Raw genomic sequence first — 15,968 nt, 5'->3', positions numbered from 1 at the left:
CAACTGCATAGCCGCACTGCGCTATCAGGATCAACATTTAACTGCTTGAAGCTTGCAGCTTGAAGCTTGCAACTTTCGCGGAGCGAACAAGATGATTTCGAAGGAAGGCCTTACTCACCACATTTCCGCACAGTTCAATGCCGAGCTGGAGGAAGTGCGCAGTCACTTGCTGGCCATGGGCGGGCTGGTGGAAAAGCAGGTCAACGACGCGGTGACCGCGCTGATCGAGGCCGACTCCGGCCTGGCCCAGCAGGTGCGCGAAATCGATGACCAGATCAACCAGATGGAACGCAATATCGACGAGGAGTGCCTGCGTATCCTGGCCCGTCGTCAGCCGGCCGCGTCCGACCTGCGGTTGATCATCAGCATTTCCAAGTCGGTGATCGATCTTGAGCGGATCGGCGACGAAGCCACCAAGATCGCCCGTCGTGCCATTCAGTTGTGCGAAGAGGGCGAGGCGCCGCGCGGTTACGTCGAGGTTCGCCACATTGGCGACCAGGTGCGCAACATGGTCCGCGACGCACTGGATGCCTTCGCCCGCTTCGACGCCGACCTGGCGTTGTCGGTGGCCCAGTACGACAAGATCATTGACCGCGAATACAAGACCGCCCTGCGCGAGCTGGCGACCTACATGATGGAAGACCCGCGCTCCATCTCCCGGGTGTTGAGCATTATCTGGGTGCTGCGTTCTCTGGAGCGTATCGGCGATCATGCGCGCAACATCTCGGAACTTGTCATCTACCTGGTACGCGGTACCGATGTGCGCCATATGGGCCTCAAGCGGATGAAGGAAGAAGTTGAGGGTACCCCGTCCGAAACTGCTAATGTTCCGGGTGAAACTGACGATAAGTAAGATTGCCAAGAAAAGCGCCCGGCCTTCTGGCCGGGCTTTTTTTTGGGTTTTTTTTAATCGAAAGCAGCACCCCGCGAACGAAAAGTCCCGGCGTGACTGAAGGTTTTTTGGCAATGTGCCATCAGTAAAAGCGGTATGCTTGCCGGGATTTTTTAGAGGTGTATCTGGATGAGTAAGGTCAGTGTGTTGGTCGTGGACGATGCTTCGTTCATTCGTGACCTGGTGAAGAAGTGCCTGCGCAACTACTTCCCGGGCGTGCGTATCGAAGACGCGGTGAACGGCAAGAAAGCCCAGGCCCTACTGGCTCGCGAGGCGTTCGATCTGGTGTTGTGCGATTGGGAAATGCCGGAGATGTCCGGCCTGGAACTGCTGACCTGGTGCCGCCAGCAGGACAACCTCAAGGGTATGCCGTTCGTGATGGTCACCAGCCGTGGCGACAAGGAAAACGTGGTCCAGGCGATCCAGGCCGGCGTTTCCGGCTACGTCAGCAAGCCGTTCACCAACGAACAGTTGCTGACCAAGGTCAAGCAGGCCCTGCACAAGGTCGGCAAGCTCGACACGCTGATGAACAGTGCCCCGACCAAGATGAACTCGGCGTTCGGCAATGATTCCCTCAGCGCCCTGACGGGCGGCAAGACTCCGGTGGCGGCTGTTGCTTCGGCGCCCGCGGCGAATCCTTTTACCAAGCCGGCCGCCGCTCCCGCTCCTGCAGCCGCTGCTGCCCCGGCCCGTGGCCTGCTCAACAGCCCACCGGTCAAGGCGCCTGTAGCCGCGGCTTCGGCGACCAACCGTGGCCAAGGCCAGTTGCGCCTGTCCAGCGGCACCCAGCAATGCGTGATCAAGGCCCTGAGCCTCAAGGAAGCGCTGCTGGTGGTCAAGCGCAGCGACGCCCTGCCACAAGTGCTCGAAAGCGCGGTGCTGGACATGGAACAGGGCGACAACGCCGAAACCGCACGTCTGAACGGCTACCTGCACGCCATCGTCGCCCATGAGCAGACGCCTGACAGCGAATGGCTGCAACTGACGTTCCGCTTCGTTGACAAAGACCCGCAGAAACTCGACTACATCTCCCGCCTGATCGCCCGCGGCACCGCGCAGAAACACTTCGTGCCAGGCGCCTGATACGGCGGTGCCTTTGAGTCCGCTATCGCGAGCAAGCTCGCTCCCACAGTTGATCTTCAGTGGTCATTGAATCTGCGTTCACCGCAGATCCAATGTGGGAGCGAGCTTGCTCGCGATGGGGCCATCAGCTTCGGCATCTCGCCAACCCATTTTGAAACATCCGTCGACTACGCTGGTCCATCCCAGCTGCTAGGCTGCTGTTCAGGCCTTCCTTTTTCGACAGAACTTTTGCCCATGCTCGCGCCCCTGTTGTACGCCTGCGCTCTTGTCCTGGTCTCCACCTCGGCCGTGGCCATGACGATCTATAAATCCACCGACGCCAATGGCGTGGTGTCCTACAGTGACCGTCCCAGTAGGGGCGCCCAAGTGTTCGTGTTCCGTGACCGCATGGTTGAACGCCTGGAGCGGCAGGTGTTTCTCGATATCAAGAAACAGAACGGCGCTGATGCGGTGTTCGTGCGCAATGACCTATACGCGCCGGTGGAGATCGAGTTGAGTTTCGCCGGGCTGCGCAACGTCAGCGGTGCGCCGAGCCGACCGATTCGTCGGGTGCTGCCGGCGCGCAGCAACCTTCGTCTGGCGCTGCTCACCGCCACCCGACCTGGCAGGCCGTTGGTGTATACCCCAAGGTTCGAATATTCCCTGGGCGACCCGGCCGGTGCGGCGCAGGCCTATCGCTACCCGTTGCCTTGGCGTGGCGGGCCGTTCCGGCTGAGCCAGGGAGCCAACGGCCAATACAGCCATTACGGCCCGAAGAACCGCTACGCCATGGACATCGCCATGCCCGTCGGCACGCCGATCATCGCCGCGCGGGGTGGCGTGGTCATCAAGACCGAAAATGCGCAGACCGGCCGCGGGGACGACCCTGCGGGCAATTTCGTGCGGGTGCTGCACGACGACGGCACCATGGGCGTCTACCTGCACCTGCAGAAAGGCTCGGTGAGCGTACGGGAAGGGCAGCGGGTCGGTGTGGGCACGCCGTTGGCGTTGTCGGGCAATACCGGCAACAGCTCAGGCCCGCACCTGCATTTCGTGGTGCAGCGCAATACCGGGTTGGGGCTGGTGTCGATTCCCTACCAGTTCAATCAGCCAGTGGGCGACTTGCCCAACTTTGCGTTGGGCAAGCAGTAACTCTGGAGATTCGAGGGGCTTTTTGTGGCGAGGGGATTTATCCCCGCTGGGTCGCGAAGCGACCCCCAGCACTGCTAACTCAATTTGCCAGTCAACCTGGAATGTCAGGTTTTGGGGCTGCTTCGCAGCCCAGCGGGGATAAATCCCCTCGCCACAGGTGGACCTTCAATATCAGGGTTGATGCTCAATCGAGCATCAACACCTTCGCCAGGATGATCTTCGGCCCTTTCATCTTCTTGATGATGATCCGCAGGCCTTCGACTTCCAGCACTTCTTCCTCTTCCGGCACGCGCTTGAGGGTTTCATAGACCAGGCCGGCCAGGGTTTCGGCTTCGATGTGGTCCAGGTCGATCCCCAGCAGGCGCTCGACCTTGAACAGTGGCGTGTCGCCGCGTACCAGCAGCTTGCCCGGCTGGTAGGCCAGGATCCCGCGCTCGGCCTTGCGGTGTTCGTCCTGGATGTCGCCCACCAGCACTTCCAGCACGTCTTCCATGGTCAGGTAGCCGATGATGTTGCCGTCGGCTTCCTCGACCACGGCGAAGTGCGAGCCGCCCTTGCGGAACTGCTCCAGCAACTGCGACAGCGGCATGTGCCGCGACACCCGTTCCAGCGGCCGGGTCAGTTCGGCCAGGTTGAACGACTCGGGAATGTGGTCCAGGGCCGCCAGTTCCAGCAGCAGGTCCTTGATGTGCAGCAGGCCGACGAACTCTTGGCGCTCGCTGTCGTACACCGGATAACGGCTGAACTTGTGGCGACGGAACATCGCCAGGATTTCCTTGAGCGGCGCGTTGAACTCCAACGTCACCAGATCTTCCCGGGAGTTGGCCCAGTCCACCACTTCCAGTTCGCCCATTTCCACGGCCGAGGCCAGCACGCGCATGCCCTGGTCGCTCGGGTCCTGACCACGGCTGGAGTGCAGGATCAGCTTCAGTTCTTCACGGCTGTAATGGTGTTCGTGATGGGGCCCGGGCTCGCCTTGGCCGGCGATGCGCAAGATGGCGTTGGCGCTGGCGTTGAGCAGGTAGATCGCCGGGTACATGGCCCAGTAGAACAGGTACAGCGGCACGGCGGTCCACAGCGACAGCAGCTCGGGTTTGCGAATGGCCCAGGATTTGGGCGCCAGTTCACCGACCACGATGTGCAGATACGAAATGATGAAGAACGCGGTGAAGAACGACACGCCCTTGATTACTTCCGGCGACTGCACGCCGACCGCGCCCAGCAACGGCTCGAGGATGTGGGCGAACGCTGGCTCACCGACCCAGCCCAGGCCCAGGGACGCCAGGGTGATGCCCAACTGGCACGCCGACAGGTAGGCGTCGAGCTGGCTGTGGACGGTGCGCAGGATATGCCCGCGCCAGCCGTTCTGCTCGGCAATGGCCTCGACCCGGGTCGAGCGCAGCTTGACCATGGCGAATTCGGCCGCAACGAAAAAGCCGTTGAGCAAAACCAGGATCAGAGCAAAAAGAATCATGCCAAATTCGGCGAAGAGTGTAACGAGGGACAAGCCAGGGGAAGGGTCCATGATGGGGTTTTGCGGGTTCCGAATAGTCGTGGGAGTTGGAAATGGGCGCCCGAAGAGGCAGGCGCAAGTCAGTCAATGTAGCGGCTGACTCGGCGATTGCCTAGGGGGTGTGCTCAATCAGCGGGGCGGGCGAGGCGTGCTCGAACCACCTGGGCCGGGGCGAAATGGCAGGTAAAGGTGCTGCCATGGCCGGGTACGCTGCTGATTTCCATGCGGGCACGATGGCGCAGCAGGACGTGTTTAACGATCGCCAGACCCAGCCCGGTGCCCCCGGTGTTGGAGTTGCGGCTGGAGTCGACGCGGTAGAAGCGTTCGGTCAGGCGCGGCAGGTGCTTGCTGTCGATACCGATGCCTGAATCGCGCACGCTCAGGTGCGCGCCTTGTTCATCGCCCCACCAGCGCACATGGATCCGACCTTGCTCCGGCGTGTACTTGACCGCGTTGAACACCAGGTTGGAAAACGCACTGCGCAGTTCCGCCTCGCTGCCTTTGAGCTGCACGGCCGGGTCGGCTTCCAGGGTGATGGTCTGCTGCTTGGAGCCGGACAGTTCCTGAGCATCTTCGGCAATGGTCTGCAGCAGGTCCTCGATGTGCACCGGTTGGTTGTCCGACGGGTAGTCGGTGGCTTCCAGCTTCGCCAGCAGCAACAAGTCGTTGAGCAGGGTCTGCATGCGCCCGCTTTGCTGGTGCATCTGTTGCAAGGCCCGGCTCCAGCGCGGGTTCACCTCCTCGACGTTGTCGAGCAAGGTTTCCAGGTAACCGCAGATCACCGTCAACGGCGTGCGCAGTTCGTGGGAAACGTTGGCGATGAAATCCTTGCGCATCTGTTCCAGTTGATGGATACGCGTGACATCGCGCACCAGCATCAAGTGCTCGTTGTTGCCGTAGCGGGTGATGTACAACTGGATGCGCAGCCGATCATTGGTGGGCGAAGGAATCTCCAGCGGCTCGGCATAATTGGCTTGCTCGAAATATTCCTTGAAGCGCGGATGACGCACCAGGTTGGTCACCGGCTGGCCGCTGTCCTGGGGCGTCTTGAGGCCCAGCAGGGTCTCGGCGGCGCGGTTCCACCATTCCAGGTTACCGTCGCTGTCGAGCATGATCACCGCGTCTTTCAGCGCGGCGGTGGATTCCTGGACCCGGTCGATCACCGCCTGCAGGCGTCCGCGAACGCGCTGGTCGCGCCGTTGCAGGTGGTAGATGCTGTCGAACACCTCACCCCACAGGCCATAGCCGTCGGGCGGGGCTTCGTCGGGTTGGTGCAGGCGCAGCCATTCATGCAGGCGCAGCAGTTGCTTGAGTGTCCAGGCCAGGTAAAGCCCCAGCCCCGCCGCCAGGCTCCAGCCGTAATAACCGCTGATCAGGCCGATCAGCAAACAACCGGTCACCAGCAACAACATGTGGCGAATCAGGGTGCCATGCCAGTTTTGATTCACGTGACGCGCGTCCTTGTCAGCTTGTCGGGCGGTAAGGGCTCGGATCAGGCCTTTGTCGAAAAACGATAACCGGTGCCGCGCACGGTTTGTACCAGATTTTCATAGGCATCGCCGAGAGCCTTGCGCAGGCGCCGGATATGCACGTCCACGGTGCGTTCCTCGACGTAGACGTTGCCACCCCAGACCTGGTCCAACAGTTGGCCGCGGGTGTAGGCACGTTCCTGGTGGGTCATGAAGAACTGCAGCAGGCGGTATTCGGTCGGGCCCATCTCGGCGGGTTTGCCGTCGATGGTCACGCGGTGGCTGATCGGGTCGAGCAGCAGGCCACCGACTTCAATCGGCGCTTCACCATCGGTCGGCCCGGCGCGTCGCAGCACGGCTTTCAGGCGCGCCACCAGCTCTCGCGGGGAGAACGGCTTGGTGATGTAGTCGTCGGCGCCGACTTCCAGGCCCTGGATCTTGTTGTCCTCTTCACCCTTGGCGGTGAGCATGATGATCGGAATATCACCGGTCAACTCGTCGCGCTTGAGGCGTCGCGCCAGTTCGATGCCTGACGTGCCGGGCAGCATCCAGTCCAGCAGGATCAGGTCGGGCTTGCGGTCGACGATGATGGCGTGGGCCTGTTGAGAGTTTTCTGCTTCCATGCAGTCATAGCCGGCCATCTCCAACGCAACGGCGATCATCTCGCGGATGGGTGCCTCGTCGTCGACGATCAGAATGCTCCTGCCAACCATGGGGTAATCCTCTTGTCATTTAACTGTCTTGCGCCGCATTAGATAACGGAATTATTGCAGTCGTGTGACAGATATTTCGTAATCCGGCAGCGAAGGGGATCCTGGGCTACGCTTTTCAGTCCGAATCCTGACAACCACAAAAGAAGGTTTCCATGAATTACTTCACCCAATCCATCCAGGCACTGGCGGTAACGGCTGCCCTGGCGCTGCCGGCATTGGCGTTCGCGGCTGAACCGGCGATGAAAGAAGGCGGCGTGTGGACCGATCACCACGGCATGACTTTGTATACGTTTGACAAGGACAAAGGCACCGAGTCAGCGTGCTATGACCAATGTGCGAAGAACTGGCCACCGCTCAAGGTTGAAGGCGCAGCCAAGCCTACGGGCGACTGGACCGTGATCGAACGTAAAGACGATGCGAAGCAGCAGTGGGCCTACAAGGGCAAACCGCTGTATACCTACATTGAAGACAAGAAGGCGGGCGATAAGAATGGTGACGGCAAAGGAGGCGTCTGGCACGTCGCCAAGTAGGATTGACAGACTTCACCAAGAAACGGCAGATCATTTGTGGCGAGGGGATTGATGTGGGAGCAAGGCTTGCCCGCGATGAAGGCGCTGCGGTCTTTCAGAAATCGAGGCGCCTGGTTCGCGAGCAAGCTTTGCTCCCACAGCAAACGGGGATAAATCCCCTCGCCACAAGTTAACGGCTTGGAGACCGGTGGCCTCAGCGCAACGCGTAATCCAGCACAATCCCCACGAAAATCGCCAAGCCAGCCCAGTGGTTGTGCAGGAATGCCTGGAAGCAGCGCATCCGGTCCCTGCCACGGGTGTACCAGAACTCCCAGGCGAAGCACGCGGCAGCGGCCACCAGCCCCAGGTGGAACCAGCCGCCCAGCTGGAACTTCGACCCGGCCAACAGCAGGCAGCCCAAGGCCAAGCCTTGCAGCGTCAGGATGATCGCCCGGTCGGCATCGCCAAACAGGATCGCCGTGGATTTCACGCCGATACGTAGGTCATCGTCCCGGTCGGTCATCGCGTAATAGGTGTCGTAGCCCACCGTCCACAGCAGGTTGGCGATGTACAGCAGCCACGCGGCCGCCGGCAGATGACCGGTTTCGGCGGTGAACGCCATCGGCATGCCCCAGGAGAACGCCGCGCCCAATACCACTTGCGGGTAATAGGTATAGCGCTTCATGAACGGGTAGCTGAACGCCAGCGCCAGACCACCGAGGGACAACAGGATGGTCGGGGCGTTGGTGCACAGCACCAGCAAGAAGCTCACGCTCATCAGCACGGCGAAGAACACCAGCGCTTCTTTCGAACTGATCTTGCCGCTCACCAGTGGGCGCTGTTCGGTGCGTTTGACGTGGCCGTCCACCTTGCGGTCGGCCCAGTCATTGATTACACAGCCGCCGGCGCGGGTCAGCACCACGCCGAGGACGAAAATCACCACGTTGGCGACGGACGGCGAGCCTTCACCGGCAATCCACAACGCCCACAACGTCGGCCACAGCAGCAGGTAAATGCCGATGGGCTTGTCCATGCGGGTCAATTGCACGAAGTCCCACGCCCGTGGATTCAGGCGATTCAAGGATTTGAGCAGTTGCACGTACATCAAAAATTCTCCGAATAGGCGCGGGCGACGGTCCACAAGCGGGGCAGGAAGATTTCCGCCACCAGCACGCTCAACGCACCGCGATCGAAACGTGAACGGCGACCCCATAGCCCGCTGGCGCGGACGTCTTCCGGCAACCCGGCCTCGGGGTAATGGCAAACCTCGATGGCCCGGCGCTGGAAAGCCTGGTCGCAAAACAGCAATTCGCCCAGGGAGCGGCTGCCCAGCTCGTCCATCTGCAAGCCGTCACCCTGCAAGGCGCTGCGCGCCGCCACGCTGCGGGCGAACACCCAAGGCTGGTCGCGGCCGCGCAGATACACCTCGCGTACCCAGCCCTCGCTGCCCTCGGCCAGGTCCAGGGCGGCACATTCGTCGGCGCGCAAGGGCTGCCAACCTTCGAACAATGGCGTCACGCTGAAATGCCCGTCCGACAGGCGCGTGAGACGCCGGGTCAGGGAGCCTTCGTCGAACAGCCAGTCGAGTACAGCCGCATCGGGGCGGGGCGACAGCAGGTGCTGGGGCAGCCATTGGAGTGTAGGAAATATCGAATTTGTATGCGGCACAGAGGTCTTGAATGGCAGCAAAGGAGGTCGCGAGCTTACCATGCCGGTCACTGGTTTTGATTGGCCCGGCCGGCTGCCTTGCTGATCGTGCTTGCATCTGTTGCAGCCGATCAGTACAAAACGGCCCTGAGCCGGAAAATACCGGCCAAGGCCTGATATCACGAGGAAGTATTGGAATGAAGAAGTGGCAATGTATCGTCTGCGGCCTGATCTACAACGAAGCTGACGGTTGGCCGGATGATGGCATCGCACCCGGTACTCGCTGGGAAGACGTACCGGCAGATTGGCTGTGCCCGGACTGTGGTGTTGGCAAAATGGATTTCGAAATGATCGAAATCAACTGATCGTTTCATCAAATGGAGAGCAACATGAGCGCACCTGTCGTCATCGTCGGTACTGGGCTGGCCGGTTATAACCTGGCCCGGGAGTTTCGCAAGCTCGACAGCGAAACCCCGTTGCTGCTGATCACCGCGGACGACGGTCGCTCGTATTCCAAGCCGATGCTCTCCACCGGCTTTGGCAAGAACAAAGACGCCGACGGCCTGAGCATGGCCGAGCCGGGGGCCATGGCCGAGCAACTCAAGGCCGAAGTGCGCACCCACACCCGCATCAGCGGCATCGATCCGGGCCACAAACGGCTGTGGATCGGCGAAGAGGCGGTGAGCTACCACGACCTGGTCCTGGCCTGGGGCGCCGAAACCGTGCGTGTGCCGGTACAGGGCGATGCGGCGGACCTGATCTTTCCCATCAACGACCTGGAAGACTACGCACGCTTCAGGGCCGCGGCGGCTGGCAAGCACCGGGTGTTGCTGCTGGGCGCCGGCCTGATTGGCTGCGAGTTCGCCAATGACCTGAGCCTGGGCGGTTACGAAGTGCAACTGGTGGCGCCGTGCGAGCAAGTCATGCCGACGCTGTTGCACCCGGCCGCTGCGGCAGCGGTCCAGGCCGGGCTGGAAAGCCTCGGTGCGCGCTTCCACCTGGGGCCCGTGCTCAACCGCTTGCAGAAGGTCGCCGACGGGCTGGAGGCGCACCTGTCCGATGGCCAGGTGATCGCTTGCGACCTGGTGGTCTCGGCCATCGGCCTGCGTCCGCGCATCGACCTGGCAGCCGCCGCCGGTCTGGTGGTCAACCGCGGCGTCGTGGTCGACCGTCACCTGAAGACCTCCCACGCCAACATCTACGCCCTGGGCGACTGCGCGGAGGTCGACGGCTTGAACCTGCTCTATGTCATGCCGCTGATGAGCTGCGCTCGTGCCCTGGCTCAAACCCTGGCCGGCAACCCGACAGCCGTCAGCTACGGCCCCATGCCGATTACCGTAAAAACCCCGGTGTGCCCCCTGGTGGTGTCGCCGCCACCGCGAGGCAGCGAGGGTGTGTGGAGCGTCGAAGGGCAGGGCGCGGACATCAAGGCGCTGTGCCGCGATGCTCAAGGCAACCTGTTGGGCTACGCCCTGACAGGCACGGCGGTGATGGAAAAACTGGCGCTGAACAAGGAGCTTCCAGCCCTGCTGGCGTAAATACTGGTCGTTCTGTCGCAAAAACCCTACTTTTGGTCCCACAAAGGTCGCCCGGCCACTGGCGCGGTTTTCGGCACCGTGCCATCCTCACTTCCGTCTGCCGCAGAGTAGAGCCTGCGGCGCCTTAGGGGCTGTTCCAAAGAGGACAGCACGGACATAACAACAAAAAAACCGTCAAAGGGGCTTCATTCATGCGTAAACCAGAACTCGCCGCCGCTATCGCGGAAAAAGCAGACCTCACCAAAGAACAAGCCAACCGCGTCCTCAACGCCGTCCTCGAAGAAATCACCGGCGCCCTGCACCGCAAGGACAGCGTTACCCTGGTGGGCTTCGGTACTTTCCTGCAACGCCACCGCGGCGCCCGCACGGGCAAGAACCCACAGACCGGTGAGCCGGTGAAGATCAAGGCCAGCAACACCGTTGCCTTCAAACCAGGCAAGTTCTTGAAAGACAGCGTTAACCCATAATTGCTACGAGTACCTCGGCCAGGGGGAAGAAAGCGGCAATCAAAAGGGCATATCGATGAATCGGTATGCCCTTTTTTGTGTGGGGTTGCAGGCTGTGGCCAAGCATCCAATGTAGGAGTGAGCTTGCTCCCGATAGCGGTGGGTCAGCTCCTTCAAGGGAGTCGGTACTGTCGTCATCGCGAGCAAGCTCGCTCCCACATTGGAACTGCGTCAAGCCTGATGGCATGCATAGCGACGAACAAGTGTGGGAGCGAGCTTGCTCGCGATGACGTCCGCTTAGTCAGCAGAACTCTTCGGCTCCGCCAATGCCTTCAAGGCCGCCTTGCGCTCGCCGACCGGTAATTTGCCCAGCTTTTCCACCGCTGCATAAAACCCAACCCAATCACCGCCCTCGCGCTTGAACAACGTCGCAAACGCCGGCACCCACTGGCTATACAGCCCGAACGGTAATAATCGCGCATTGTTCAGTGGCGCGTAGACCCAGGAATCGTAGTATTTGTCGCCTGCCCACTGGGTGTCGCGCATTCGCACATAGTCGACACGCAGGCGCTCGAATTCTGCTGCCTTGCGTTGGCGCATCTGTTCGGCCGGCAGGGGTTGGGTATAGAGCTGTTCCAGGCGCTGACGGGTGTCGAGGATCAGTTGAATGAATTGGTCGCGCTGGCGCCCCCGTTTGCTGTTATCCGGCCCCAGCCCACGGCTGGCGCGCCATTGCCGGGTGCCTTCCTGTTCGACGAAGGTGGCGAAGGACTCGTTGAATTCGGTGTCGTCCTTTACATAAAACCGTTGGTGCGCCAGTTCATGAAAGATCAGCGTCGCCAGGCGTTCATCGCCCCAATGCATCATCGAGCTCAGGATCGGATCGTTGAACCAGCCCAGCGTCGAATAGGCCTCTACACCGCCAATCGCCACGTCCATGCCCTGCAAGCGCTGCAACGCGGCCTCGCCACGGGCGGCGCCCTGGCTGTAATAACCGCGATAAGCCACGCAACCGGCAATGGGAAAACAATGATTGTGCGGCGTCAGGGAAAACTCTGGCGTGGCAAAGACATTCCAGACTACGAACGGCCGGCCAATGTCCGCGTACAGGCGATAGCTTTGATTGTCCGGTAAATGCAGGTGATCACTGGCGAACGTCCGCGCCTCGCGCGCCTGGGCCAAGTGCGCCTTCAGTTGGGGATCGCGAGCGGGGTCGGCAATGACCTGGTCGATAGGCTCTCGGGCCTGCAACAACCGCAGTTGCCCGCCGACGAGCTGGCTGTAATAACCGGCGCTGGTGCAACCGTTCAGTAACAAAAGCAGGAGGCCTGGAAACAAAATCTGGAAAACACGGTCGAGTAACCGATGGCTTGAACGCGGCCTGATCAATTGGAATCACCCTGGGAAGTCTGCCCACAAGACTATCTCGCTTGCCTGGAGCTTCGCTATGCGCGTGTTGATGCTGACGAGTGGCCTGTTGTTGCTCACCGGTTGTGCCGGCTTGCCTGACCCCGATCCCTCTCAAGCGTGGATCGACCTGGGAAACCAGCAGGACACCGCGCTACAAGCGCTGGAAGTCGATGACAAGATGTCCATTGACCGGCGTTATTTCGAAGTGCAACCCGGCAGCCATGAGCTGACGGTGCGCTACCAGTTTGCCGTCGAACCCGGCAACATCGGTCCGGATGCCGAGCCACTGTGGCGTGATTGCCGGTTGAACGTGAAATTCAAGGATTTCAACGCCGGACAACGTTACCAACTGCAAGCCGGCAACATTGGTTTCCGGCCGTGGGCCAAGCTTTACGATCAGCAGCGCAAGGTAGTGGGGCAAGGTACACCGGCGGGCTGCCAACAAACGTGATTGGCGCTATGCTCAGCGCCTGATCTTCAGGAAACTCACCATGCGTTTATCCCTGCTGTTGCTGGTCCTGGTCTCCATGAGCGGTTGTGCAACGAGCCCGCTGCCCCAGGTCGACCCGAACATGGCTTGGATTGATTTCGCCACCCCCATGCCTGGCGGTAAAGTACTGATGGCTGAAAGCCTGGACGGCCAGCGATTGCGCGACGGGCGGTTCTTTCAGGTGTCGCCGGGCAGCCACGAACTGAAAGTACGCTTCGACTTCGAGGTGTTCAGCGGTGGCGGGTTGGGTATGCAAGCCGAACCGCAAGAGCGACTGTGCTACATGCTCGTGCGTTACGACCATTTCGAGGCCGGCCAACGCTATCGGCTGGAGGCTCGCAACCTGGCATTCACGCCGAGCGCCCGGCTCTATGACGCCAAGCGTCAAATCGTGGCCGAGGAGCGACAAGTCAATTGCGTTCCGTAGGACGCCCTAGCGATCGTTCTTTTGGTAGATGATCTTCTTCGTGCCGTTTTCGCAACTGCCCACCACCATGTTCTGGTCGTGGACTTCGTCATTCGTGACGATTTCCAGGGTGTAGGACGACACGTTATTGGCCTGGATCTTCGCTTCGATTTCCATTTTCAGCTCCTCACAGGATTTGGGGGCTGCAAGGGCCGATGCAGCGAATGCGCAGCCGATGACCACCAGGGCTGATCGTTTCATGTTCGAATTCCTCATGGCAGCGCGCACTGCCTGTGCGCTGAAACTGCGGGCTACATTCGATCATAATTGCGCCAGGGTAAACAGCTCGACCGCATTCAATAAAATCGCAGCCTTCGGCAGCGCCTGCAAAGGCTGCGATCCTTTCATGCGTCAGCTCACCAGCGTCGCATCCAGGGTGATCTTGGCATTCAATACTTTGGAAACCGGGCAACCTTCCTTGGCCTTGTTGCTCAGTTCCTCGAATTGCGCCTGGGTGGCCCCGGGAATCTTCGCCTTGAGCACCAGCTTGACCGCGGTGATCGCAAAACCGCCCTCGACCTGGTCCAGGGTCACTTCAGCATTGGTGTCGATGCTGTCGGCCTTGAACCCGGCGTCGCCGAGGATCATCGAAAAGGCCATGGAAAAGCAGCCGGCATGGGCCGCGCCGATCAATTCTTCCGGGTTGGTGCCCTTGCCGCCTTCGAATCGGGCCTTGAAGCCGTAGGGTGCTTCGCGCAACACACCGGTTTCCGTGGAGATGGAGCCGATGCCGGTTTTCAGGTCACCTTCCCAATGAGCCGATGCTTTCTTGATGATAGCCATGTCTGCCTCCTCAATATCCGGCGCGAGGTTCGCGCCTGGTGTTTTTCGTTGTCAGGGTTGTGAGGATAGACCGCCCGATAAAGTTCATCCTGTCGATTAGCCGACCGATTTAGTAGGAAAATTCGTTGCTGCTATTGAAACTCGGGTATATGCCCACATTGCATGGAACACACCTATAGAAACGGCAGGCTTTTGCCCGTAGGAAAAAGCCCGGAACGCCGTTGGAGATCCCGGCACATGAAACAGCTGTCCGACGTGAAATTCTCAACCCTCGACCTGGTGCCTGTGCGCGCCGATGGCAATGCCGCCCAATCCCTGCGCAACTCCTTGGATCTGGCGCAGCACGTGGAAAAATACGGCTACACCCGCTTCTGGGTGGCCGAACACCACAACATGGACGGTATTGCCAGTTCGGCGACGGCGGTGTTGCTGGGCTATCTGGCGGGAGGTACTTCGACCATTCGCGTCGGCTCCGGCGGCGTCATGCTGCCCAATCACGCGCCGTTGATCATCGCCGAACAGTTCGGCACGTTGGAGAGCCTCTACCCCGGTCGAATCGATTTGGGGCTGGGTCGTGCGCCAGGTTCCGACCAGATGACCGCCCGGGCGCTGCGTCGCGAGCGCTCCGGCAGTGCGGACGATTTCCCCGAAGACGTGGCCGAACTGATGCGCTACCTGGGCCCGCGTACCCCGGATCAACGCATCATCGCCATGCCCGGCACCGGGACCAACGTGCCGGTATGGCTGCTGGGTTCGAGCCTGTTCAGTGCGCAATTGGCCGGTGAACGCGGTTTGCCCTACGCATTCGCCTCCCATTTCGCTCCGCGCTTCATGCACGAGGCAATTCGCATCTACCGCAACCACTTCAAACCGTCGGCGGTGCTCGACAAGCCTTATGTGATGCTCGGTGTGCCGCTGGTGGCGGCGGATACCGATGAACAGGCCGATTACCTGGCGACATCGGTGTACCAGCGGATCCTGGCGCTGATGCGTGGCCAGAGCCTGGTGCAGCGTCCGCCGGTGGAAACCATGAACGGTCTCTGGTTGCCCCATGAGAAAGAGGCGGTCGGCGATTTCCTGGGCCTGGCCATGGTTGGCGGTCCGCAGAAGATTCGCGCCAAGCTGCAAGTGCTGATCGAGCAAACCCAGGCCGATGAGCTGATTTTCACCAGTGACCTGTATGAGCACGCCGATCGCTTGCACTCCTACGAGTTGCTGGCGCAGGTCATGAAAGGTTGAATCGCGGCCAGTAAAAAGCCGACGCTGTGCGTCGGCTTTGATGTTCGAAAAGAATCACTTTTTATAGACGATTTCTTTCGTACCGCCCTCACAGGTGCCGACGACTCGTTGTCCTTCAGCCGCTGCGCCTTTATCGACGATTTCCAGCGAGTAACCTGATACGCCCTTGGCGTCCAGCTTCGCTGCGATTTCGCTTTTCAGCTCCTCGCAGGGCTTAGCGGCCGCAAACGCACCACCGGCAAGGCTCAGCAAACCCAGGGCCACCATCAAATTTTTCATCGCTCGCACTCCTTGGTCGGATCAAATAGGGCAGGTTTTGGAAAACATAATGCGCAGACCATAGCGCATCGCCACTCCCTATGGCACTCCGCCAGCGTGCAAGTTCAAAAGAACCTCAGCTATTGGCGATCCGGAACCCGACTTTGATGGTCACCTGAAAGTGCGCGGCCTGGCCATTTTCGATGTGGCCGCGGGTTTCCGTGACTTCGAACCATTCCAGATGCTTGAGGCTTTTGCTGGCCTCGGCCAGGGCGTTGTTGATGGCGTCTTCAATGCTGGAGGGAGACGAGCCGACCAGCTCGACCTTTTTGTAAGTGTGATGATCACTCATGGGGATTCTCCTTGGTTGTGTTTAACAGC

Annotated in this window: 20 protein-coding genes; 10 read left to right on the top strand and 10 right to left on the bottom strand. The window is 60.5% G+C overall.

Translation table 11 applies throughout. The annotated features are described in order from the left end of the window. Window positions 1–91 precede the first annotated feature (91 nt). The 3 genes from phoU to AC3A5O_RS23580 all read left to right on the top strand — a co-directional run bounded on the left by phoU (window position 92) and on the right by AC3A5O_RS23580 (window position 3,106). Complete coding sequence (gene phoU / locus AC3A5O_RS23590) at window positions 92–853, top strand: phosphate signaling complex protein PhoU (protein WP_030139132.1); 762 nt, start codon at window positions 92–94, stop codon at window positions 851–853. 168 nt (window positions 854–1,021) lie between these two features. Next, on the top strand, window positions 1,022–1,975 hold the full coding sequence (locus AC3A5O_RS23585) for a response regulator (RefSeq protein WP_122567790.1): 954 nt from the start codon (window positions 1,022–1,024) through the stop codon (window positions 1,973–1,975). Between the two features lie 234 nt (window positions 1,976–2,209). Continuing rightward, window positions 2,210–3,106 (top strand): peptidoglycan DD-metalloendopeptidase family protein, encoded by an 897-nt coding sequence (locus AC3A5O_RS23580; RefSeq protein ID WP_122567791.1) that lies wholly within the window; start codon window positions 2,210–2,212, stop codon window positions 3,104–3,106. A gap of 184 nt (window positions 3,107–3,290) precedes the next feature. Here AC3A5O_RS23580 and AC3A5O_RS23575 read toward each other — a convergent pair whose 3' ends face one another. The 3 genes from AC3A5O_RS23575 to phoB all read right to left on the bottom strand — a co-directional run bounded on the left by AC3A5O_RS23575 (window position 3,291) and on the right by phoB (window position 6,801). Then, window positions 3,291–4,631 carry a hemolysin family protein gene (locus tag AC3A5O_RS23575; protein WP_030138217.1) on the bottom strand — a complete coding sequence of 447 codons (1,341 nt, stop codon included), beginning with the start codon at window positions 4,629–4,631 and terminating at the stop codon, window positions 3,291–3,293. A gap of 113 nt (window positions 4,632–4,744) precedes the next feature. Continuing rightward, window positions 4,745–6,067 carry a phosphate regulon sensor histidine kinase PhoR gene (phoR, locus tag AC3A5O_RS23570; RefSeq protein ID WP_122567792.1) on the bottom strand — a complete coding sequence of 441 codons (1,323 nt, stop codon included), beginning with the start codon at window positions 6,065–6,067 and terminating at the stop codon, window positions 4,745–4,747. A gap of 44 nt (window positions 6,068–6,111) precedes the next feature. After that, window positions 6,112–6,801, bottom strand: coding sequence for a phosphate regulon transcriptional regulator PhoB (gene phoB, locus AC3A5O_RS23565; RefSeq protein WP_003177195.1), 690 nt, complete (start codon window positions 6,799–6,801; stop codon window positions 6,112–6,114). Window positions 6,802–6,953: 152 nt separating this feature from the next. On the opposite strand from phoB, the gene AC3A5O_RS23560 reads away from it, so the two are divergent. Then, complete coding sequence (locus AC3A5O_RS23560; protein ID WP_122567793.1) at window positions 6,954–7,331, top strand: COG4315 family predicted lipoprotein; 378 nt, start codon at window positions 6,954–6,956, stop codon at window positions 7,329–7,331. Window positions 7,332–7,524: 193 nt separating this feature from the next. Here the strand turns inward: AC3A5O_RS23560 and ubiA are convergent, their stop codons facing one another. Both ubiA and AC3A5O_RS23550 read right to left on the bottom strand, forming a co-directional pair. Then, window positions 7,525–8,415 carry a 4-hydroxybenzoate octaprenyltransferase gene (gene ubiA, locus AC3A5O_RS23555; protein ID WP_305469052.1) on the bottom strand — a complete coding sequence of 297 codons (891 nt, stop codon included), beginning with the start codon at window positions 8,413–8,415 and terminating at the stop codon, window positions 7,525–7,527. Continuing rightward, window positions 8,415–8,978 (bottom strand): chorismate--pyruvate lyase family protein, encoded by a 564-nt coding sequence (locus tag AC3A5O_RS23550; RefSeq protein ID WP_163006814.1) that lies wholly within the window; start codon window positions 8,976–8,978, stop codon window positions 8,415–8,417. The genes ubiA and AC3A5O_RS23550 overlap by 1 nt, the downstream gene beginning before the upstream one ends. 176 nt (window positions 8,979–9,154) lie before the next feature. Here AC3A5O_RS23550 and AC3A5O_RS23545 point away from each other — a divergent pair, with 176 nt between their 5' ends. The 3 genes from AC3A5O_RS23545 (at window position 9,155) to AC3A5O_RS23535 (ending at window position 10,962) form a co-directional block, all read left to right on the top strand. Next, window positions 9,155–9,322: a rubredoxin gene (locus tag AC3A5O_RS23545; protein WP_003177199.1), complete on the top strand. Its 168-nt coding sequence runs from the start codon at window positions 9,155–9,157 to the stop codon at window positions 9,320–9,322. Window positions 9,323–9,346: 24 nt separating this feature from the next. Next, window positions 9,347–10,495 carry an NAD(P)/FAD-dependent oxidoreductase gene (locus AC3A5O_RS23540; RefSeq protein ID WP_487753793.1) on the top strand — a complete coding sequence of 383 codons (1,149 nt, stop codon included), beginning with the start codon at window positions 9,347–9,349 and terminating at the stop codon, window positions 10,493–10,495. A gap of 191 nt (window positions 10,496–10,686) precedes the next feature. After that, the gene (locus AC3A5O_RS23535; RefSeq protein WP_003177201.1) at window positions 10,687–10,962 is read left to right on the top strand and encodes an HU family DNA-binding protein; all 276 of its coding nucleotides are present in this window, start codon (window positions 10,687–10,689) and stop codon (window positions 10,960–10,962) included. A 276-nt stretch (window positions 10,963–11,238) separates the two neighbouring features. On the opposite strand, the gene AC3A5O_RS23530 is transcribed toward AC3A5O_RS23535, so the two are convergent. Continuing rightward, the gene (locus AC3A5O_RS23530) at window positions 11,239–12,330 is read right to left on the bottom strand and encodes an aminopeptidase (RefSeq protein WP_487753792.1); all 1,092 of its coding nucleotides are present in this window, start codon (window positions 12,328–12,330) and stop codon (window positions 11,239–11,241) included. Window positions 12,331–12,388: 58 nt separating this feature from the next. On the opposite strand from AC3A5O_RS23530, the gene AC3A5O_RS23525 reads away from it, so the two are divergent. Further along, window positions 12,389–12,802 (top strand): PA0061/PA0062 family lipoprotein, encoded by a 414-nt coding sequence (locus AC3A5O_RS23525; protein WP_122567798.1) that lies wholly within the window; start codon window positions 12,389–12,391, stop codon window positions 12,800–12,802. Between the two features lie 40 nt (window positions 12,803–12,842). After that, entirely contained in the window at window positions 12,843–13,268 is a 426-nt protein-coding gene (locus AC3A5O_RS23520; RefSeq protein ID WP_122567799.1) for a PA0061/PA0062 family lipoprotein, read from the top strand. A 6-nt stretch (window positions 13,269–13,274) separates the two neighbouring features. On the opposite strand, the gene AC3A5O_RS23515 is transcribed toward AC3A5O_RS23520, so the two are convergent. Together AC3A5O_RS23515 and AC3A5O_RS23510 are read right to left on the bottom strand one after the other, a co-directional pair. Then, window positions 13,275–13,508 carry a DUF1161 domain-containing protein gene (locus tag AC3A5O_RS23515; protein ID WP_122567800.1) on the bottom strand — a complete coding sequence of 78 codons (234 nt, stop codon included), beginning with the start codon at window positions 13,506–13,508 and terminating at the stop codon, window positions 13,275–13,277. 150 nt (window positions 13,509–13,658) lie between these two features. Continuing rightward, window positions 13,659–14,090 carry an OsmC family protein gene (locus tag AC3A5O_RS23510; protein WP_122567801.1) on the bottom strand — a complete coding sequence of 144 codons (432 nt, stop codon included), beginning with the start codon at window positions 14,088–14,090 and terminating at the stop codon, window positions 13,659–13,661. A gap of 237 nt (window positions 14,091–14,327) precedes the next feature. On the opposite strand from AC3A5O_RS23510, the gene AC3A5O_RS23505 reads away from it, so the two are divergent. Beyond that, a complete protein-coding gene (locus tag AC3A5O_RS23505; protein ID WP_092167650.1) occupies window positions 14,328–15,329 on the top strand; it encodes an LLM class flavin-dependent oxidoreductase in 1,002 nt (333 codons plus the stop codon). A gap of 54 nt (window positions 15,330–15,383) precedes the next feature. Here AC3A5O_RS23505 and AC3A5O_RS23500 read toward each other — a convergent pair whose 3' ends face one another. Continuing rightward, a complete protein-coding gene (locus tag AC3A5O_RS23500) occupies window positions 15,384–15,608 on the bottom strand; it encodes a DUF1161 domain-containing protein (protein WP_487753791.1) in 225 nt (74 codons plus the stop codon). A 115-nt stretch (window positions 15,609–15,723) separates the two neighbouring features. Next, a complete protein-coding gene (locus AC3A5O_RS23495) occupies window positions 15,724–15,939 on the bottom strand; it encodes a dodecin (RefSeq protein ID WP_122567803.1) in 216 nt (71 codons plus the stop codon). Between the last annotated feature and the right edge of the window lie 29 nt (window positions 15,940–15,968).

The organism is Pseudomonas sp. Soil_N_39, from assembly GCF_057655955.1.
The sequence above is the reverse complement of the archived record's forward strand: the minus strand, read 5'-3'. Positions and strand labels throughout refer to the sequence as shown.